Origin of the sequence: Klebsiella sp. Shm-1 (genome assembly GCF_040804525.1) — a bacterium.
Taxonomy (GTDB): Bacteria; Pseudomonadota; Gammaproteobacteria; order Enterobacterales; family Enterobacteriaceae; genus Klebsiella; species Klebsiella pneumoniae.
In genome coordinates, this window is record NZ_CP161823.1 from 5,163,347 (window position 1) to 5,181,731 (window position 18,385).

The window sequence follows — 18,385 nt, forward strand, 5'->3', positions numbered from 1 at the left end:
TCACCAGTGATGAAGTTATGAGCAATCTACAGCTTTTGGAATCGGAAACAAACAGGATTTTGTCAGGTAAACTCTTTTTTGCGAGCCGCTTTCCATAATGCACAGGCGACCTCAACAGGCCTGTCTTTTCGCCATAATCCAGGCTATAACACTGGATATTAAAACAGTATAAGGAACTTCATATGGCGCTGGAAAAAGGGATTGCTTCTCTGGTTGAGGCATTTATTGCGGCAGGTCGTCCGTCATCACGCGATCAGCATATTGATGATCGGAGGGCCGGCTATATCGCCAGTGCGGTACTCGCCGGGGAGACGGAAACGCGAGTGCGGGTGGAGGATATCACCCTGGAGGGTATGCACTTCCGCGTCGTTTCACCGCCCACAGCCGACGGCCTGCTACCCACGCTTATCTACTACCACGGCGGCTGTTTTGTCAGCGGCGGCTTTACCACCCACGATAACCAACTCCGTCAGTTAGCCATGTTCAGCGGTTGCCGGGTGATCGCTGTACAGTACCGCCTGGCGCCGGAGCATACCTTTCCGGCGGCGCACGATGACGCAGAACAAGGTGTCATGATTATCCACCGGCACGCGGAGCAGCTTGGCGTTGACGCATCACGCATCACCCTGGCCGGCGACAGCGCCGGCGGGCATCTCGCCCTGGTCACGGCTCTGCGCCTGAAAGCGGCGGGAGCATGGCAGCCTGCACAGCTTATCCTGATTTACCCGATGCTCGACGCTACCGCCAGCATGGCAAGCTACGCCAGCAACGGCGAGGATTACATCATTACCCGGGACACGCTGCTTAGCGGCTACGAAATGTATTTAGCGGCCACACCCGCTACCCATCCGGATGCCAGTCCGCTGTGGCGCGAAGATTTTCACGGTCTGCCACCGGTCCACATTCTGACGGCGGAGTTCGATCCTTTACGTGATGAGGGCGAAGTGCTGTACCGAAGGCTGACGGAGCAAGGGGTGGAGAGTTCCTGTCAGCGCTATCTGGGGGTGATCCACGGCTTCTTTCAGCTGGGAGGCATCAGCAACGCCGCGCGTGATGCCATGCGGGATATCGCCTGGCGTGTGGCATCGCCAGGACGATAACTGCCGCAGGCGCTTACTCTTCCTCGTTGCCGCCCTCTTCGTACGAGCCAAAGGGCTTCGCCGGCAACACGATGTAGATCCCCTCGAAAACGGCGCCCTGTTTATCGTCGCCAAAAAGCTCCACCTGCATTTGCACGCGGGCTTTACGCCCGCGCGCCAGTCGGTCGAGATCGCCGCTCAGAGAACCGAGGTCGGCGATGGCGCTGGGGCGGCCGCTAATAGGCTGGCTGTAGCGGATATGCGCATCCGCCAGAATAATGGTGCCTCCCAGGTGCCGCTCGCGCAGCATCAGCCAGATAAGCCCCCATCCGGTTAAGGTAGCGAGCGAAAACAGGCTGCCGGCGAACAGCGTATGGTGCGGATTCTGGTTCCCCGCCTCCGGCATGGTGGTAATAAATTTCTGCCCGGTGTACTGCTGAATACGTACGCCCATTTTTTCACTCAGCGGAATATGCTGATACCACGCCTGCTGGAGCTGTGCGCACCAGTCGCCGCGGTGCAAAATATCGTCCAGCGACGCGACCGGTTTGATCATCAGAAAATGACGGATCGGCGTGGTGGTCGGGGTGGTGATCTCACCCTGATTGACAAATCCGAGCTTGGCGAAAAATTCCACCGCATCTTCGCGCGCGCTGCAGGTAACCCGCTTAACCCCTTCCTGACGCGCGACGGACTCCAGGGTCATCGCCATCAGCGTACCCAGCCCTTTATCCTGCACCGAGGGATGCACAGCCATAAAGCGGATGGAGGCTTCATTCTCCGCATTGATATATAGCCGGCCGACGGCAACCAGGTTGCCCTCTTCATCCACTACCATCTGATGATGCGCCATCGCATCCCAGGCGTCACGTTCCGATCCCTTAGGCTGATGCAGCGGCTTACGCAGCATCTCCCAGCGGAACTGGTAGTAGCTCTCTAACTCTTCTGCTGTTTGCGGTACACGAAGGTGATACATAGTCGTACTCTCTTTTGTTACCCGCAGCCTGCCCGGAAGCTGGGTCATACCTGCAACCAAAAGGTCACGGGACCATCATTGACCAAAGAAACCTGCATATCCGCAGCGAATCTTCCGGTCTGGGTGTGCATTTCCTGCTGGCGACAGCGGGCGACGAAATACTCATACAGCGCCTCAGCGCGGTCAGGGGCAGCGCCTTTCGAGAAGCTCGGTCGCATCCCCCGCTCGGTATCGGCCGCCAGCGTAAATTGCGAAACCACCAGCACGCTGCCGCCCGCCTGCTGGACATTCAGGTTCATTTTCCCTTCCGCATCGCTGAAGATGCGGTAGCCCAGCACGCGTTCACAAAGGCGATTCGCCTTTTGTTCATCATCGTCTTTCTCGACGCCCAGCAGCACCAGAAGCCCTGGGCCAATTTCGCCCGTCACCTCGTCCGCCACGGTAACGCTTGCACGGGATACGCGTTGAATTAATGCAATCATGGTTGTTCTGTTTCTTCTGTTTCAAGTTTGCGGTATTCACCGAGAGTGACAGTAATTTCAGCGCCAAGCAAGACGATACACCAGGTCCAGTACACCCAGACGAACAAAATCGGCACCACCGAAATCACCCCATAAATTAGCTGATAGGACGGAAAGGTGGTGATATAGAGGGCAAACGCCTTTTTACCTGCCTCAAACAGCAGCGCCGCCACCAGCGCCCCGATCACCGCGTCGCGGTTACGTACCTGGGTAGTCGGTACAATACTATAGAGCAGCCAGAACGCTGCCCAGGAGAGGATCAGCGGAAATAGGCGGAGCAGATTATCAATTACGCCGTCCAGGTCGCTTGCCCAGCGCAGCGACAGCAAATAGGAACTGATCGCCAGGCTGGCGCCCGCCAGCAGCGGGCCGAGGGTCAGGATCATCCAGTAAACGGCAAAGGAATAAACTTTGGGGCGGCTGCGCGTGCTGCGCCAGATGGTGTTTAGCGCGCTGTCGATCGAGTACATCAGCAGCAGCGAGGTGACGATCAGGCCAAAGGCGCCTACGGCGGTCATGCGGCTGGAGTTGGCCACGAACTGCTCGATATATCCCTGGATTACATCCCCGGTCGCCGGAATAAAATTGGCGAAGATAAAATGACGGATCTGCACGCTGACTTCGGAGAACATAGGAAAGGCCGCAAACAGCGCGAACACGACGGCAATCAGCGGCACCAGGGACAGTAATGACACATAGGCGAGGTTCCCCGCCAGAGTGGTCATATGGTCTTCATCAATGCGCCGCCACAGCAGCTTTAGCCACGCCAGCAGCGGCCGGGTATGGTGGAGTAATTTTTGATGAACGGTTTTTAGCATAGCTGTTTCGCGAAATAGTCAGGGATGGTCTCCTTACCAGTCACCAGGATACTGGTGATCCCCAACCGGTTGGCCCCTGCTATATTATCGACGTTATCATCAAAAAAGACCGTATCTGCGGCGGAAACCCCCTCTTCTTCCAGTACTCGCAGATAAATTTGCGCTTCAGGCTTACGCAATCCCATCTCCTGCGACAGATAAATGCGATCGGCGGCCGCGCGCACTTCCGGGTATTCATCGGGCCAGAACGTGGTGTGCAGACGATTGGTATTGGAGAGCACCACCACCCGATGCCCCTGGGCACGAAGTTTATGCATGATGGTAATCACCTCCGGGCGCAGCGCGACAAACACCGCCTGCCAGCCGTGAGCAAACTGTTCATAGCTGAGGGGCATATTCATTTCATGGCACATGGCGGCGGCAAAGTCTTCATCGCTGAGCTCGCCGCGCTCATGCTGATGGAAAGCCTCACCCATGGTGAAATGCTGCTTCAGCGTCGCCAGCGGGATGCGGGTTAAATCGCTCCAGGCTCCCAATACCCGGTTGAAGTCAATGTCGACAATCACATTACCTAAATCAAAGATATAGAGCATTTTTGTCTCCTTCCGCGCCGTGGAAAATTAACTTTAGCGGGAAAGGCTGGATTTGACTATTGGCGTGTGATGCAGGAATGAAAAAAAGAAACCCCGCCGGTGAGGCGGGGTTTAGCGAACAACAAGAAGAAAAAATTACTCTTCTTTTGCACCGCGCATCGCGCGTTTACGGTCGTTCTCGGTCAGGTGACGTTTACGGATACGGATAGAGGTCGGAGTAACTTCTACCAGTTCGTCGTCATCGATGAACTCCAGAGCCTGCTCCAGGGTCATCTTAACCGGCGGAACCAGAACCGTGGCTTCGTCAGTACCAGACGCACGCATGTTGGTCAGTTTCTTACCGGTCAGGCAGTTTACCGTCAGGTCGTTGGAACGGCTGTGAATACCGATAATCTGGCCTTCGTAAACTTCAGCGCCGTGGCCGAGGAATAGCTTACCGCGATCCTGCAGACCGAACAGCGCGAACGCTACCGCTTTACCCTGACCGTTGGAGATCAGTACGCCGTTGTTACGCTGGCCCACTTCGCCCGGACGAACGTCGTCGTAGTGGCTGAAGGTGGAGTACAGCAGACCGGTACCGGAGGTCATGGTCATGAACTCTGAACGGAAGCCGATCAGACCGCGGCTTGGGATCACGTAGTCGAGACGTACGCGGCCTTTACCGTCCGGATTCATGTTTTTCAGGTCGCCTTTACGCTCGCCCAGCGCCTGCATGACAGAACCCTGATGCTGCTCTTCGACGTCCAGCGTCACGTTCTCGAACGGCTCTTGCTTACGGCCGTCGATTTCGCGGAAGATAACTTTCGGACGGGAAACCGCCATCTCGAAACCTTCACGACGCATGTTTTCAATCAGAACGGACAGGTGCAGTTCACCACGGCCGGAAACGCGGAACGCATCAGCGTCTTCGGTTTCTTCAACGCGCAGCGCCACGTTGTGCACCAGCTCTTTATTCAGACGGTCCAGGATCTGGCGAGAGGTAACGAACTTACCTTCTTTACCGCAGAACGGAGAGGTGTTGACGTTGAAGAACATGGAAACGGTCGGCTCATCAACGGACAGGGCCGGCAGCGCTTCGACATTCTGCGGGTCGCAGATGGTGTCGGAGATGTTCAGCTCGCCCAGACCGGTGATCGCGATAATGTCGCCAGCTTCAGCTACGTCGCTCTCAATTCTCTCCAGACCCAGGTGAGTCAGCACTTTACCGACTTTACCGTTACGGGTTTTGCCTTCGCTATCGATGATAGTGACCTGCTGGTTCGGCTTCACTTTACCGCGCTTGATGCGGCCGATGCCGATAACACCAACGTAGTTGTTGTAGTCCAGCTGGGAGATCTGCATCTGCAGCGGACCGTCAAGATCAACGTCCGGCGCCGGCACGCGATCGACAATCGCCTGGTACAGCGGGGTCATGTCGTCAGCCATGTCTTCGTGATCCAGACCCGCGATACCGTTCAGCGCGGACGCGTAAACGATCGGGAAGTCCAGCTGTTCGTCGGTCGCATCGAGGTTAACGAACAGGTCGAACACCTGATCGACAACCCAGTCCGGACGCGCGCCCGGGCGGTCAACTTTGTTGATGACCACGATCGGCTTCAGACCGTGGGCAAAAGCTTTTTTGGTCACGAAGCGCGTTTGCGGCATCGGGCCATCAAAGGCATCTACCACCAGCAGCACAGAGTCAACCATGGACATAACACGCTCAACTTCACCTCCGAAGTCGGCGTGCCCTGGGGTATCAACGATGTTGATACGGTAATCATTCCATTTGATTGCGGTGTTTTTCGCGAGGATGGTAATCCCACGCTCTTTCTCCAAATCGTTGGAGTCCATCACACGTTCTTGTGCTTCAGTACGTGCGTCGAACGTACCGGATTGCTGTAGCAGCTTGTCAACCAGGGTAGTTTTACCATGGTCAACGTGCGCGATGATGGCGATATTACGCAGATTTTCGATCACAACTTTGCCTCAGGCATTAGAAATAGCGCGTTATTGTACACGTATTAAGCGAAGGACTGAACAGGATCACAAACATCCTCCGCAAACAAGTATTGCAGAGTTTCTTTGTGACCGCTTTCACGGAGCGATAAAAGGGCACCGTAACAAAAATTGCACCAAAATGGTGCTCAATGTTCACACTGAAGCACTATTTTGGTGCATTATCTCCATCATGGTGCAGTCCTTTTGCACTATGGTGCGCATGATACAGCGTTTTATAGGGCATTTAAAAGTTGGCACAGATTTCGCTTTATTTTTTTTAAGGCAACAACGCCACTTTTAAGCAGTATGAAGTTTTCGTTACCACGACGACAATGACCAATCCGGGAGAGTTTAAGTATGTCCGCTGAACACGTTTTGACGATGCTGAACGAGCACGAAGTGAAGTTTGTCGATCTGCGCTTCACCGATACCAAAGGTAAAGAACAGCACGTCACGATTCCGTCTCATCAGGTAAATGCCGAATTCTTCGAAGAAGGCAAAATGTTTGATGGCTCCTCGATTGGTGGCTGGAAAGGTATCAACGAATCTGACATGGTCCTGATGCCGGACGCGTCCACCGCGGTCATTGACCCGTTCTACGAAGAACCGACCCTGATCATCCGCTGCGATATCCTCGAGCCAGGCACCCTGCAGGGCTATGACCGTGACCCGCGCTCCATCGCGAAACGCGCTGAAGAGTACCTGCGCGCCACCGGCATCGCTGATACCGTCCTGTTCGGGCCAGAACCAGAATTCTTCCTGTTCGACGACATCCGTTTTGGCGCCTCTATCTCCGGCTCCCATGTCGCGATCGATGACATTGAAGGTGCGTGGAACTCCTCCACCAAATACGAAGGCGGTAACAAAGGTCACCGTCCGGGCGTGAAAGGGGGTTACTTCCCGGTTCCGCCAGTAGACTCTTCTCAGGACATCCGTTCCACCATGTGTATGATCATGGAAGAGATGGGTCTGGTTGTTGAAGCCCATCACCATGAAGTAGCAACCGCAGGTCAGAACGAAGTGGCAACCCGCTTCAATACCATGACCAAAAAAGCGGATGAAATTCAGATTTACAAATACGTTGTTCACAACGTCGCTCACCGCTTTGGTAAAACCGCGACCTTTATGCCGAAACCGATGTTCGGCGACAACGGCTCCGGCATGCACTGCCATATGTCCCTGGCGAAAAACGGTACCAACCTGTTCTCCGGCGACAAATACGCCGGTCTGTCTGAGCAGGCGCTGTTCTACATCGGCGGCGTAATCAAACACGCTAAAGCCATCAACGCCCTGGCGAACCCGACCACCAACTCCTACAAGCGTCTGGTCCCGGGTTACGAAGCGCCGGTTATGCTGGCTTACTCTGCCCGTAACCGCTCTGCCTCTATCCGTATTCCGGTGGTGACCTCTCCGAAAGCGCGTCGTATCGAAGTGCGCTTCCCGGACCCGGCTGCCAACCCGTACCTGTGCTTTGCGGCGCTGCTGATGGCTGGCCTTGATGGTATCAAGAACAAAATCCATCCGGGCGAAGCAATGGATAAAAACCTGTATGACCTGCCGCCGGAAGAAGCGAAAGAGATCCCGCAGGTTGCCGGTTCTCTGGAAGAAGCCCTGCAGGCCCTGGATGCTGACCGCGAGTTCCTGACCGCTGGCGGCGTGTTCACCAATGACGCTATCGATGCCTACATCGCCCTGCGTATGGAAGAGAACGACCGCGTACGCATGACTCCGCATCCGGTTGAGTTCGAACTGTACTACAGCGTCTAATTTTGCTGTAAATCCAGGGTATGTAGTGTTGTGGCGCGAGATGCCCGGGATATTTTGTTGCCGTGGAAACTTTCAGCCCATCTCAGGATGGGCTTTTTTCTCCACCAACACGCTGATCTCGCGAGCTTTTTACCGATAAAAAGCTATACTGCACTAAATTGGTGCATTCATTTTCAGGAGACTGTCGAATGGCAACAGGCACACTGCCCGATGCTGGGCAGATCCTTAACTCCCTTATCAACAGTATTTTACTGGTCGATGATGACCTGGCGGTGCACTTTGCCAACCCTGCGGCGCAGCAGCTGCTGGCGCAGAGCTCGCGCAAGCTGTTTGGCACCCCATTACCTGAGCTGTTGAGCTATTTTTCGTTGAATATCGGGCTGATGCAGGAGAGCCTGCAGGCGGGCCAGGGGTTTACCGATAACGAAGTGACGCTGGTTATCGATGGCCGTTCGCACATCCTGTCGTTGACCGCCCAGCGGCTGCCGGAAGGCTTTATTCTGCTGGAAATGGCGCCGATGGATAATCAGCGCCGCCTGAGCCAGGAGCAGCTGCAGCATGCGCAGCAGGTCGCCGCTCGCGACCTCGTCCGCGGCCTGGCGCATGAGATAAAAAACCCGTTAGGCGGCCTGCGCGGCGCGGCCCAGCTGCTCAGCAAAGCGCTGCCCGACCCGGCGCTAACGGAATATACCAAAGTGATCATTGAGCAGGCCGACCGGTTAAGAAATCTGGTCGACCGCCTGCTCGGACCACAGCATCCGGGCATGCACGTTACCGAAAGCATCCACAAAGTCGCCGAACGGGTAGTTAAACTGGTTTCCATGGAGTTGCCGGACAACGTGAAGTTGATCCGCGATTACGACCCCAGCCTACCAGAGCTACCCCACGACCCGGATCAAATTGAACAGGTGTTGCTGAACATCGTCCGTAATGCGCTGCAGGCTCTGGGGCCGGAAGGGGGCGAAATTATTCTTCGCACCCGCACCGCTTTCCAGCTGACGCTGCACGGGGTGCGTTATCGCCTCGCCGCCCGCATCGACGTTGAAGATAATGGCCCGGGTATTCCGCCCCATCTCCAGGATACGCTGTTCTATCCGATGGTCAGCGGCCGCGAAGGCGGTACCGGCCTGGGCTTATCTATCGCCCGTAGCCTTATCGATCAGCACTCCGGCAAAATTGAATTCACCAGCTGGCCGGGTCATACCGAATTTTCGGTATACCTGCCTATTCGGAAGTAGAGGTGTTTATGCAACGAGGGATAGCCTGGATCGTTGATGACGATAGCTCCATCCGCTGGGTGCTTGAACGCGCGCTCACCGGAGCCGGCTTGAGCTGCACAACGTTCGAAAGCGGCAATGAGGTGCTAGATGCCCTCACCACCAAAACCCCGGATGTACTGCTGTCAGATATCCGTATGCCGGGAATGGATGGTCTGGCGCTGCTCAAACAGATTAAGCAGCGCCATCCAATGCTTCCGGTCATCATAATGACCGCGCATTCCGATCTGGACGCCGCGGTCAGCGCTTATCAGCAGGGCGCTTTTGATTATTTGCCCAAACCTTTTGATATCGATGAAGCCGTCGCCCTCGTCGACCGGGCGATAAGCCACTATCAAGAGCAGCAGCAGCCGCGAAATGCGCCGATAAGTAGCCCAACCGCCGACATCATCGGCGAAGCGCCAGCTATGCAGGATGTCTTTCGCATTATTGGCCGCCTGTCGCGCTCATCCATCAGCGTGCTGATCAATGGCGAATCCGGTACCGGTAAAGAGCTTGTCGCACATGCCCTGCATCGCCATAGTCCACGCTCAAAAGCGCCGTTTATCGCGCTGAATATGGCGGCGATCCCCAAGGACCTGATTGAGTCCGAGCTGTTCGGCCATGAAAAAGGAGCCTTTACCGGCGCCAATACCGTCCGTCAGGGTCGCTTTGAACAGGCTGACGGCGGTACGCTGTTCCTGGATGAAATTGGCGATATGCCGCTTGATGTCCAGACTCGTCTGCTGCGCGTGCTGGCGGATGGTCAGTTTTATCGCGTGGGCGGTTACGCGCCGGTCAAGGTCGATGTGCGGATCATCGCCGCTACCCACCAGAACCTGGAACAGCGCGTGCAGGAGGGGAAATTTCGTGAAGATTTGTTCCACCGCCTGAACGTCATCCGGGTGCATTTACCGCCGCTGCGCGAGCGCCGGGAAGATATTCCACGCCTGGCCCGCCATTTTCTGCAGATAGCCGCCCGCGAGCTCGGCGTTGAAGCCAAACAGCTGCATCCGGAAACGGAGACAGCGCTGACCCGCCTGGCGTGGCCAGGCAACGTCCGTCAGCTGGAAAACACCTGTCGCTGGCTCACCGTCATGGCCGCCGGCCAGGAGGTGCTGACGCAGGATCTGCCGAGCGAACTGTTTGAGACCACGATTCCTGATAGCCCAACGCAGATGCAGCCTGACAGCTGGGCGACGCTGCTGGGTCAGTGGGCCGATCGGGCGTTGCGATCCGGTCATCAAAACCTGCTCTCAGAAGCGCAACCCGAAATGGAACGCACGCTGCTAACGACCGCCCTGCGCCATACCCAGGGACACAAACAGGAGGCTGCGCGCCTGCTGGGATGGGGACGTAATACCCTGACGCGTAAGCTAAAAGAATTGGGTATGGAGTAGGGTTCAACAGCATGATGAAAAATAGCCGATCGGCGCAAAGTGCTGCTATTTTGTACTTTACTGTTCCGATGAGTTGAGTATGATCGTGCCCGGCATTAGGGGAGAGCATCATGTTTGAATCACTGGTGAGTATGATATCGAGCGGCGCCGCTGCGAGTCACACGCCACAAACGGCAGTCGCTGCCGTGCTGTGCGCTGCGCTGGTCGGGCTGTTCAGCTAATTGTTCCCCCTCTCCTGCGGGAGAGGGGGAAAATATTAAATAACCCGTGAGAACTGCTGCATCCGGGCCTTTTGCCGTAGGTAGGCATCAAAGCACATACAGATGTTGCGGATCAGCAGGCGGCCTTTCGCCGTCACCTGAATGACCTTATCATCCACAGCCACCAGCCCGTCATGCGCCAGCGGCGCCAGCAGCTTCAGATCCTCGGCGAAATAAGACGCAAAATCCACGTCCCACTGCGCCTCGACCGCCGCGATATCCAGCTGGAAGTTACAGATCAACGCTTTAATCACGTCGCGACGCAGACAGTCATCGCGAGTTAACGCGATCCCGCGCCACAGGGCGTTCCCTTGCTCTGCTACCTGCTGGTAGTACTGCTTGAGCTCTTTTTGGTTCTGGGCGTAGCTGTCGCCAATCATGCTGATCGCCGAAACGCCCATCCCCAGCAGATCGGTATCGCCCTGAGTGGTGTAGCCCTGGAAATTACGATGCAGTACGCCGTGACGTTGCGCGACCGCTAATTCATCATCGGGACGGGCGAAATGGTCCATGCCGATAAACTGATAGCCTGCCGTCGTCAGCGAGCCGATGGTTTCCTGCAGGATCTCCAGCTTCTGCTCAGCGGAGGGCAGATCGGCATCTTTAATCTTCCTCTGAGCGGCAAAGAGCGTGGGCAGATGCGCATAGTTAAACACGCTCAGGCGGTCAGGATTGAGCTCGGCGACCTTTTGCAGGGTAAAGGCGAAGCTCTCCGGCGTTTGCTTCGGCAGGCCATAAATGAGGTCGATATTGGTCGAGGTAAAACCAATCTCCCGCGCATGGTTGAGCAAATCAAAGATGAACGCTTCGTCCTGCTCACGGTTAACCAGACGCTGAACCTCTTTATTGAAGTCCTGTACGCCCATACTCAGGCGGTTGAAACCCTCAGCGCGTAAATGATCGAGGACATCCAGCTCGATCTCACGCGGATCGACCTCAATGGAGATCTCGGCTTCCGCGCTGAAATGAAAATGGCTGCGCAACAGATCCATCAGGCGACTGATTTGCGCCTTATTGAGATAAGTTGGCGTGCCGCCCCCCCAGTGCAGTTGCTTCACCTGGCGAGTGGCAAACAGCGGCGCGCGGTGGATGATCTCCTGCTCAAGGACATCGAGATATTGATCGGCCTTATGCTGCTGGCGGGTGACTATCTTATTGCAGCCGCAGAAATAACACAGCTTATGGCAAAACGGGATATGCACGTACAGCGACAGGGGACGCTGTGGGTAACGGGCCACAGCGGCATCGAATTCCGCCGCGCCAAATTGCGGTGAAAACTCCAGCGCGGTGGGATACGAGGTATAGCGCGGCCCGGAATAGTTATATTTCTGGATCAGGGCCAGATCCCAGTCGATTATCTGCTCAGACATGCTCACTCCTTCCGATGGTGCCGCCGACGGGTACGCCGTCCCGGCCCCACCGCACCGCGGGTCATGAGCCGGTTGCGCAGCCATTTCTGACGCCGCGACAACCGTCGTAGTTTAACGAATAACCACAGCAGATAACATATAACCAGAAGGGTTATAAGGAGTACCGGGAATCCGATGGGATGCAAATGTTAGTTTCCACCCTTCAGCAGACGCATCATATCTTCCTGACGCTCTTCCTCTTCTTCATCTTCATCATCGTAAGAGAGGCCGAGCTGCTGCATCAGCTCATCAATGCGATCCAGTTTGGCGTCCACCCAGCTCTGCTCTTCAGCATTAAGGGTGCCGCCCTCTTCCAGACGTTCCAGCAGCGCGTCCAGGCGCTCATCATTCTCCAGCAACTCCAGCTCAGCCTGCGGTGAAAGCATAGGTTTCTCGCTCTTTGGTTTATGCTGCTTGGGGGCTGGAGCGCTGCTTTCGCTCACGCCCAGCGGGATCGGTTTTTTGCTACCCACGCGCGGATCTTGCGCCTGACGCTGTTTTTTACCCGCTGAAGCCGCATCGCCGCCGTTCGCGCGACTGCCTGCCGCGTGGCCACGATGTTTCTTCTGCCGTTTGCGATCGCGAGCTTCCTGATTTAACTCTTCACGCGACTTGCGGCCGGATTTGCCACGGGTGGCGGATGTCGGTTTTTTCATGATGTGTAATCTTCAGACAGTAGTATTCAGTATAGAATTGAGGCGGAATCTAGCAGAAAGCAAGCAAAGAAAAAAGGCGACAGATTACTCTGTCGCCTTTTTCCTCACTGACCACCCTTAACGGGCTCTTCTTTCCCTGTTCGCTAACGACTCACCCTGTCTTTCCCTTAGCGTCCAACGGTCCCTGTTTCTTCCTTTTCCCTGTAAAACGTCTCCAAGACGCGCGTCATCCTGACTATCCTGTGGTCTTCGCCTCCTGGCGCTTCCTGACTCCTCGTCCTGAGTCCTAATCCTTTCAGCATCCCCGCCGTTGTGTATTACTTTACCTTGTTGACAAAAATCGACAACCAGTCTGGCAGTTAAAAATCTATTTTCAGAATTCTCTATTTCTATAATTGATTAATTTTCAATACTTTAAATATGTTTTGTCTTATTTTCCTCAGGTATGTCCTATACAAAGAATAGTCAATGTCTCACAAACCATATGGTTTTTACTTACAGGAACGGCGTGCGGTAAAAACAGCCTTTTTCTGCTGTTCAGGTATAATCCCTGCCATAGCCTGTTTTAACGGAGACGACCGTCTTGACCAACTGGAATTATCAACTGACGCACTTTGTCACTAGCGCGCCAGATATCCGCCATCTTCCTGCCGATACCGGTATTGAAGTGGCGTTCGCCGGCCGCTCCAACGCGGGAAAATCCAGCGCGCTGAATACGCTGACTAATCAGAAGAACCTGGCGCGTACCTCCAAAACCCCGGGGCGTACGCAGCTGATTAACCTGTTCGAAGTCGCTGAGGGCAAGCGCCTTGTCGACCTGCCCGGCTATGGTTATGCGCAAGTACCCGAAGAGATGAAGATCAAGTGGCAGCGCGCGCTGGGGGAATACCTGGAAAAACGTCTTTGCCTGAAGGGTCTCGTGGTGCTGATGGACATACGTCATCCGCTTAAAGATCTCGATCAGCAGATGATCGAATGGGCGGTAGAGAGCGATATTCAGGTGCTGGTACTGCTCACCAAAGCCGATAAACTCGCCAGCGGCGCGCGTAAAGCGCAAGTGAATATGGTGCGTGAAGCGGTACTGGCCTTCAATGGCGATGTCCAGGTTGAACCCTTCTCTTCGCTGAAAAAATCTGGCGTCGATAAGCTGCGACAGAAGCTGGATAGCTGGTTTAACGAAATCCCGCCGCAAGAAGCCGTCGAAGACGCCGAGTAACCCCCGCTTTTTCCGGATAACGGCGCGTAGCGCCCTATCCGGACGTTCATACTACGTTGTTTTCACAGCCTAAAACTTTTCTTTCGCGCAATAAAAAACGCCCCGGTCATAAATGACCGGGGCGGCTAAAATATTCAGCCAAATCCGATTACGTGAAGTAAAAGGTCTGAAAGATAGAACATCTTACCTCTGTACCCTACGCGAATAACTTTACTCTTCTTTCGCTCACGGATAAAGCATTTTTTGTAGTTTTTTTTCACTATTTACATAGCAAATTCAAATGATCCTCACAAAACTCTATAAGTTATGTTGCTTACTTACAGAAAATCGCGTTGCGCTTTGTATACTTAGTGCGCTTGATCCCAGTTTTCGCCGCTGCCCACTTCCACCAGCAACGGTACCGCCAGCGTAGTGCTATTCTCCATCAGTTCGTGGATCTTTTTCGATACGGCATCGAGCTCATCCTTATGCACTTCAAAGACCAGTTCATCGTGAACCTGCATGATCATCCGCACGCGAGGTTTCTCGCTCCACAGCCATTCATCAACGGCAATCATCGCCCGCTTGATAATATCCGCAGCCGTCCCCTGCATCGGGGCGTTAATCGCCGCACGCTCCGCGCCGGCACGACGAGCGCCATTGCTGGACTTGATATCCGGCAAATAGAGTCGACGGCCATCCAGCGTTTCAACATACCCTTGCTCCTTCGCCTGTGCGCGGGTGCGCTCCATATACTCCAGGACGCCCGGATAACGCTCGAAATAAAGATCCATGTACTTCTGCGCTTCTTTACGCGGGATGTTCAGCTGGCGGGCCAGGCCAAAGGCGCTCATGCCGTAGATCAGACCGAAGTTGATGGCTTTCGCACTACGCCGCTGTTCGCTGCTGACGCTGTCCAGCGGTAAGCCAAATACTTCAGCCGCCGTCGCCCGGTGAATATCCTTCCCTTCCGCGAAGGCGGTCAGCAGGCCTTTATCCCGCGACAGGTGCGCCATAATGCGCAGCTCGATTTGCGAGTAGTCCGCCGAGACAATGACGTAATCTTCCGGCGCGATAAACGCCTGGCGAATACGGCGCCCTTCTTCGTTACGCACCGGAATGTTTTGCAGGTTTGGATCGGTAGACGACAAACGGCCGGTGGCGGTGACCGCCTGATGATAGGAGGTATGCACGCGGCCCGTTTTGGGGTTAATCATCAGCGGCAGCTTATCGGTATAGGTCGACTTCAGCTTCGCCAGCCCACGATACTCCAGAATCACTTTCGGCAACGGATAATCGAGCGCCAGCTCTTCCAGCACCTCTTCAGAGGTGGACGGCGCACCGCCCGGCGTCTTCTTCAGCGGCTTGATACCCTGTTTTTCAAACAGGATCGTTTGCAGCTGTTTGGTGGAGGAGAGATTAAACGCTTCCCCGGCGATCTCATGTGCTCGCTGCTCCAGCTCAACCAGGCGCTGGGCAATTTCCTGCGAGTGCGCATGCAGCACGGCGGGGTCGATTTTAACGCCGTTGCGCTCAACGCGAGACAGCACCGGCACCAGCGGCATTTCAATATGCTGGAAGATATTCAGCGGGCCTTCATGCTGCTGTAGCTTCGGCCACATCTTCAGATGCAGCTGGAGCGTAACGTCGGCATCTTCCGCCGCGTAGCGACCAGCCTCTTCCAGCGCAATCTGGTTAAAGGTGAGCTGATTCTTACCCTTGCCAGCGATCTCTTCGAAGGTAATGGTTTTATGTTTCAGCCAGCGGTCGGAAAGACTGTCCATATCGTGGCGGCCCGCCACGCTGTCGAGAATGTAAGACTCGAGCATGGTATCGAACGCAATCCCGCGCAGCTCAATGTCGTAATTAGCCAAAATGCCGCGATCGTATTTGAGATTTTGCCCGACCTTGAGCACCTTCTCATCCTCCAGCAGCGGTTTAAGCAGCGCCAGCACGCGCTCGCGCGGGATCTGATCCGGCGCATCAAGATAATCATGCGCTACCGGGACATAGGCGGCCACGCCTGGCTCAACAGCGAATGAAAGACCAACCATGTTGGCGGAGATGTTATCCAGGCTGTCGGTTTCCGTATCAAAGGCAAAGAGCGGCGCCTGCTTCAGCTTATCGATCCAGGTGAGCAGCGTAGCCTCATCAAGGATAGTGACATAATGCTCTGCTGAAAGTGCAGTAGCGGCTTCAACCTCTTCTTCCGCTTCTGCCGCTGCTGCAGGCACTGCAGGTTTCGCAGCCGGTTTGCCCCCCTTAGCCTGCAGCCATTTTCCGGCCTCAACGTCGGTGGTCCAGCGCTTAAATTCATACTGTCTGAACAGCGCCAGCAGATCGTCTGCCGCCGGCGGCTGCACCTCCAGCTCTTCGCAGGTGAGCTCCAGCTCGACGTCGGTTTTGATGGTCGCCAGCTGATAAGAGAGATAAGCCACGTCCTTGTTCTGCTCGAGCTTCGCCGCCATCGTTTTCGCGCCGCGGAAGCTCAGTTCAGCGATCTTCTCCGGTTCCGCATACAGCGTATCAAGGCCGCCGAGGCCTTGCAGCAGCGCCTGGGCGGTCTTTTCGCCCACGCCCGGCACGCCGGGAATGTTATCCGAGGAGTCGCCCATCAGCGCCAGGAAATCAATAATCAGCTCCGGCGGGACGCCGTACTTAGTAACCACCTCATCCGGCCCGAGGATAGTGTTGGTCATGGTATTGATCAGGGTGATGCCCGGCGTCACCAGCTGGGCCATGTCTTTATCGCCGGTGCTGATCAGGACTGGGCGACCTGCCCTTTCCGCTTCCCGCGCCAGGGTGCCAATCACATCGTCAGCTTCGACGCCCGGGACTGCCATCAGCGGCAGCCCCATCGCTTTCACCATCTTATGCAACGGCTCAATCTGCGCGCGCAGATCGTCCGGCATCGGCGGGCGGTGAGATTTGTAATGCTCGAACAATTCATCACGGAAGGTTTTCCCTTTCGCATCAAAGACCACGACGGCATGAGTCGGTTGATACTGCAGTATCAAACTGCGCAGCATATTCAGTACGCCGTACATAGCCCCGGTGGGCTCCCCTGCGCTGTTAGTCAGCGGCGGAAACGCATGATACGCCCGATAAAGATAGGAGGAGCCGTCAACGAGGATGAGAGGGTTTTCTGGGATCTGAACCATAATTTCCGTGCCTGTTTATCAGATTATGGATAAAGGATGCCACAGACGGGCATGAAATCCTGAATTTTTCCCGCAATTCGCGGAAAAGATTCAACGATCGTCGCGATCGCGCGACAACTTAGCTTGTGGATAACTTTGTGTATAGTTTTACAACGTCAGCTTATCCGCCCCTGAAAATAAATGAATAAATAGTATTATTTACTATTTATCAACCACTTAAAAACAGATCAACGATCCTGGCATTAATTTGATGACCTAATCTTCCATGTGGATAGAAGATCCTTGTTTTTTTCTGTTCTGGTAAGACCCGTCATTTGCCGCGTTTTCTGGTAAAATCAGCCTCTTGCGCAGCTTAAAGGCGCTCTTTGTCAGCCTAACTTTCTGAATAAACTAACTATGTCGAGATTACTCGCTGCGATAACACTTCCGCTGAGTATCGCCTTAACCATCTTAGTCACCATTATCTGCTCTGTACCGATCATCGTCGCCGGGCTGATTAAACTGCTGGTCCCCATTCCAGCGGTATGGCGCTCTATATCCGTTTTTTGCAATTTTATGATGTACTGCTGGTGCGAAGGGCTGGCGCTGCTGTTGCATCTCAATCCCTGGCTAAAATGGGACGTCCAGGGTCTGGAAGGCCTGAACAAAAAGAACTGGTATCTGCTGATCAGCAACCACCACAGCTGGGCAGACATCGTGGTGCTGTGCGTGCTGTTCCGCAAGCATATTCCGATGAATAAGTACTTCCTTAAACAACAGCTGGCGTGGGTACCCTTCATTGGCCTCGCCTGCTGGGCGCTGGATATGCCTTTTATGCGCCGCTACTCGCGCAGCTATCTTATTCGTCACCCGGAGCGCCGCGGTAAAGATGTCGAAACCACCCGCCGTTCGTGTGAAAAATTTCGCGCGCATCCGACGACTATCGTCAATTTTGTGGAAGGCTCGCGTTTTACCGAAGAAAAAAAGCGCGAAACGCGCTCTCCTTACCACAACCTGTTACCGCCGAAAGCCGCTGGTATCGCCATGGCGCTCAACGTACTCGGTTCGCAGTTCGATAAACTGCTGAACGTCACGCTGTGCTACCCGGATAATCATACAAGACCATTTTACGATATGTTAAGCGGCCGCCTGACGCGCATTGTGGTCCGTATCAATCTGGTCCCTATTGGCGAAGAGCTGCACGGCGATTACGTTAACGATAAGAACTTTAAGCGCAGCTTCCAGCGCTGGCTGAATGGCCTATGGGAAGAGAAAGACCGTCAGTTGACTGACATCATGAGGGACAAAGAACGGTAGCTATTGCAAAACAGATAA

The 18,385-nt window shown here is 54.8% G+C and carries 15 protein-coding genes; 7 read left to right on the forward strand and 8 right to left on the reverse strand.

The genetic code is table 11. The annotated features are described in order from the left end of the window. Positions 1–182 precede the first annotated feature (182 nt). On the forward strand, positions 183–1,100 hold the full coding sequence (locus tag AB1E37_RS25165; protein WP_004901674.1) for an alpha/beta hydrolase: 918 nt from the start codon (positions 183–185) through the stop codon (positions 1,098–1,100). A gap of 13 nt (positions 1,101–1,113) precedes the next feature. On the opposite strand, the gene fabY is transcribed toward AB1E37_RS25165, so the two are convergent. The 5 genes from fabY to typA form a co-directional block, all read right to left on the reverse strand. Continuing rightward, positions 1,114–2,055 (reverse strand): fatty acid biosynthesis protein FabY, encoded by a 942-nt coding sequence (fabY, locus tag AB1E37_RS25170; RefSeq protein WP_004178031.1) that lies wholly within the window; start codon positions 2,053–2,055, stop codon positions 1,114–1,116. Between the two features lie 44 nt (positions 2,056–2,099). After that, a complete protein-coding gene (gene dtd, locus AB1E37_RS25175; RefSeq protein WP_002882809.1) occupies positions 2,100–2,537 on the reverse strand; it encodes a D-aminoacyl-tRNA deacylase in 438 nt (145 codons plus the stop codon). Further along, on the reverse strand, positions 2,534–3,394 hold the full coding sequence (locus AB1E37_RS25180) for a virulence factor BrkB family protein (protein WP_002882807.1): 861 nt from the start codon (positions 3,392–3,394) through the stop codon (positions 2,534–2,536). The genes dtd and AB1E37_RS25180 overlap by 4 nt, the downstream gene beginning before the upstream one ends. Then, positions 3,388–3,987, reverse strand: coding sequence for a glucose-1-phosphatase (yihX, locus tag AB1E37_RS25185; protein WP_004901669.1), 600 nt, complete (start codon positions 3,985–3,987; stop codon positions 3,388–3,390). Before yihX ends, AB1E37_RS25180 begins: the two co-directional genes overlap by 7 nt. Before the next feature lie 135 nt (positions 3,988–4,122). Then, a complete protein-coding gene (gene typA, locus AB1E37_RS25190; RefSeq protein WP_002882755.1) occupies positions 4,123–5,946 on the reverse strand; it encodes a ribosome-dependent GTPase TypA in 1,824 nt (607 codons plus the stop codon). A gap of 378 nt (positions 5,947–6,324) precedes the next feature. Here typA and glnA point away from each other — a divergent pair, with 378 nt between their 5' ends. The 4 genes from glnA to AB1E37_RS25210 all read left to right on the forward strand — a co-directional run bounded on the left by glnA (position 6,325) and on the right by AB1E37_RS25210 (position 10,611). Beyond that, positions 6,325–7,734 (forward strand): glutamate--ammonia ligase, encoded by a 1,410-nt coding sequence (gene glnA / locus AB1E37_RS25195; RefSeq protein WP_002882753.1) that lies wholly within the window; start codon positions 6,325–6,327, stop codon positions 7,732–7,734. A gap of 188 nt (positions 7,735–7,922) precedes the next feature. Beyond that, positions 7,923–8,972 (forward strand): nitrogen regulation protein NR(II), encoded by a 1,050-nt coding sequence (gene glnL / locus AB1E37_RS25200; protein ID WP_004146229.1) that lies wholly within the window; start codon positions 7,923–7,925, stop codon positions 8,970–8,972. Positions 8,973–8,980: 8 nt separating this feature from the next. Then, entirely contained in the window at positions 8,981–10,390 is a 1,410-nt protein-coding gene (gene glnG, locus AB1E37_RS25205) for a nitrogen regulation protein NR(I) (protein ID WP_002882749.1), read from the forward strand. Positions 10,391–10,500: 110 nt separating this feature from the next. Further along, a complete protein-coding gene (locus tag AB1E37_RS25210) occupies positions 10,501–10,611 on the forward strand; it encodes a YshB family small membrane protein (protein WP_004152951.1) in 111 nt (36 codons plus the stop codon). A gap of 35 nt (positions 10,612–10,646) precedes the next feature. On the opposite strand, the gene hemN is transcribed toward AB1E37_RS25210, so the two are convergent. Then, positions 10,647–12,020 carry an oxygen-independent coproporphyrinogen III oxidase gene (gene hemN / locus AB1E37_RS25215; RefSeq protein WP_002882745.1) on the reverse strand — a complete coding sequence of 458 codons (1,374 nt, stop codon included), beginning with the start codon at positions 12,018–12,020 and terminating at the stop codon, positions 10,647–10,649. A 188-nt stretch (positions 12,021–12,208) separates the two neighbouring features. Beyond that, complete coding sequence (gene yihI, locus AB1E37_RS25220) at positions 12,209–12,715, reverse strand: Der GTPase-activating protein YihI (RefSeq protein ID WP_002882743.1); 507 nt, start codon at positions 12,713–12,715, stop codon at positions 12,209–12,211. Between the two features lie 583 nt (positions 12,716–13,298). On the opposite strand from yihI, the gene yihA reads away from it, so the two are divergent. Continuing rightward, positions 13,299–13,931 (forward strand): ribosome biogenesis GTP-binding protein YihA/YsxC, encoded by a 633-nt coding sequence (gene yihA, locus AB1E37_RS25225; RefSeq protein WP_002882734.1) that lies wholly within the window; start codon positions 13,299–13,301, stop codon positions 13,929–13,931. Positions 13,932–14,278: 347 nt separating this feature from the next. Here the strand turns inward: yihA and polA are convergent, their stop codons facing one another. Beyond that, the gene (gene polA / locus AB1E37_RS25230) at positions 14,279–17,071 is read right to left on the reverse strand and encodes a DNA polymerase I (protein ID WP_032448327.1); all 2,793 of its coding nucleotides are present in this window, start codon (positions 17,069–17,071) and stop codon (positions 14,279–14,281) included. A 396-nt stretch (positions 17,072–17,467) separates the two neighbouring features. Between polA and AB1E37_RS25235 the strand changes: the two genes are divergently transcribed. Further along, positions 17,468–18,367, forward strand: coding sequence for an acyltransferase (locus AB1E37_RS25235; RefSeq protein WP_004150336.1), 900 nt, complete (start codon positions 17,468–17,470; stop codon positions 18,365–18,367). Positions 18,368–18,385: the final 18 nt, after the last annotated feature.

What these genes read in the sequence shown, in the direction of transcription:
- AB1E37_RS25165 (WP_004901674.1), top strand. Translation starts at nt 183, where the DNA reads ATGGCGCTGGAAAAAGGGATTGCTTCTCTGGTTGAGGCATTTATTGCG.
- fabY (WP_004178031.1), bottom strand. Translation starts at nt 2,055, where the DNA reads ATGTATCACCTTCGTGTACCGCAAACAGCAGAAGAGTTAGAGAGCTAC.
- dtd (WP_002882809.1), bottom strand. Translation starts at nt 2,537, where the DNA reads ATGATTGCATTAATTCAACGCGTATCCCGTGCAAGCGTTACCGTGGCG.
- AB1E37_RS25180 (WP_002882807.1), bottom strand. Translation starts at nt 3,394, where the DNA reads ATGCTAAAAACCGTTCATCAAAAATTACTCCACCATACCCGGCCGCTG.
- yihX (WP_004901669.1), bottom strand. Translation starts at nt 3,987, where the DNA reads ATGCTCTATATCTTTGATTTAGGTAATGTGATTGTCGACATTGACTTC.
- glnA (WP_002882753.1), top strand. Translation starts at nt 6,325, where the DNA reads ATGTCCGCTGAACACGTTTTGACGATGCTGAACGAGCACGAAGTGAAG.
- glnL (WP_004146229.1), top strand. Translation starts at nt 7,923, where the DNA reads ATGGCAACAGGCACACTGCCCGATGCTGGGCAGATCCTTAACTCCCTT.
- glnG (WP_002882749.1), top strand. Translation starts at nt 8,981, where the DNA reads ATGCAACGAGGGATAGCCTGGATCGTTGATGACGATAGCTCCATCCGC.
- AB1E37_RS25210 (WP_004152951.1), top strand. Translation starts at nt 10,501, where the DNA reads ATGTTTGAATCACTGGTGAGTATGATATCGAGCGGCGCCGCTGCGAGT.
- hemN (WP_002882745.1), bottom strand. Translation starts at nt 12,020, where the DNA reads ATGTCTGAGCAGATAATCGACTGGGATCTGGCCCTGATCCAGAAATAT.
- yihI (WP_002882743.1), bottom strand. Translation starts at nt 12,715, where the DNA reads ATGAAAAAACCGACATCCGCCACCCGTGGCAAATCCGGCCGCAAGTCG.
- polA (WP_032448327.1), bottom strand. Translation starts at nt 17,071, where the DNA reads ATGGTTCAGATCCCAGAAAACCCTCTCATCCTCGTTGACGGCTCCTCC.
- AB1E37_RS25235 (WP_004150336.1), top strand. Translation starts at nt 17,468, where the DNA reads ATGTCGAGATTACTCGCTGCGATAACACTTCCGCTGAGTATCGCCTTA.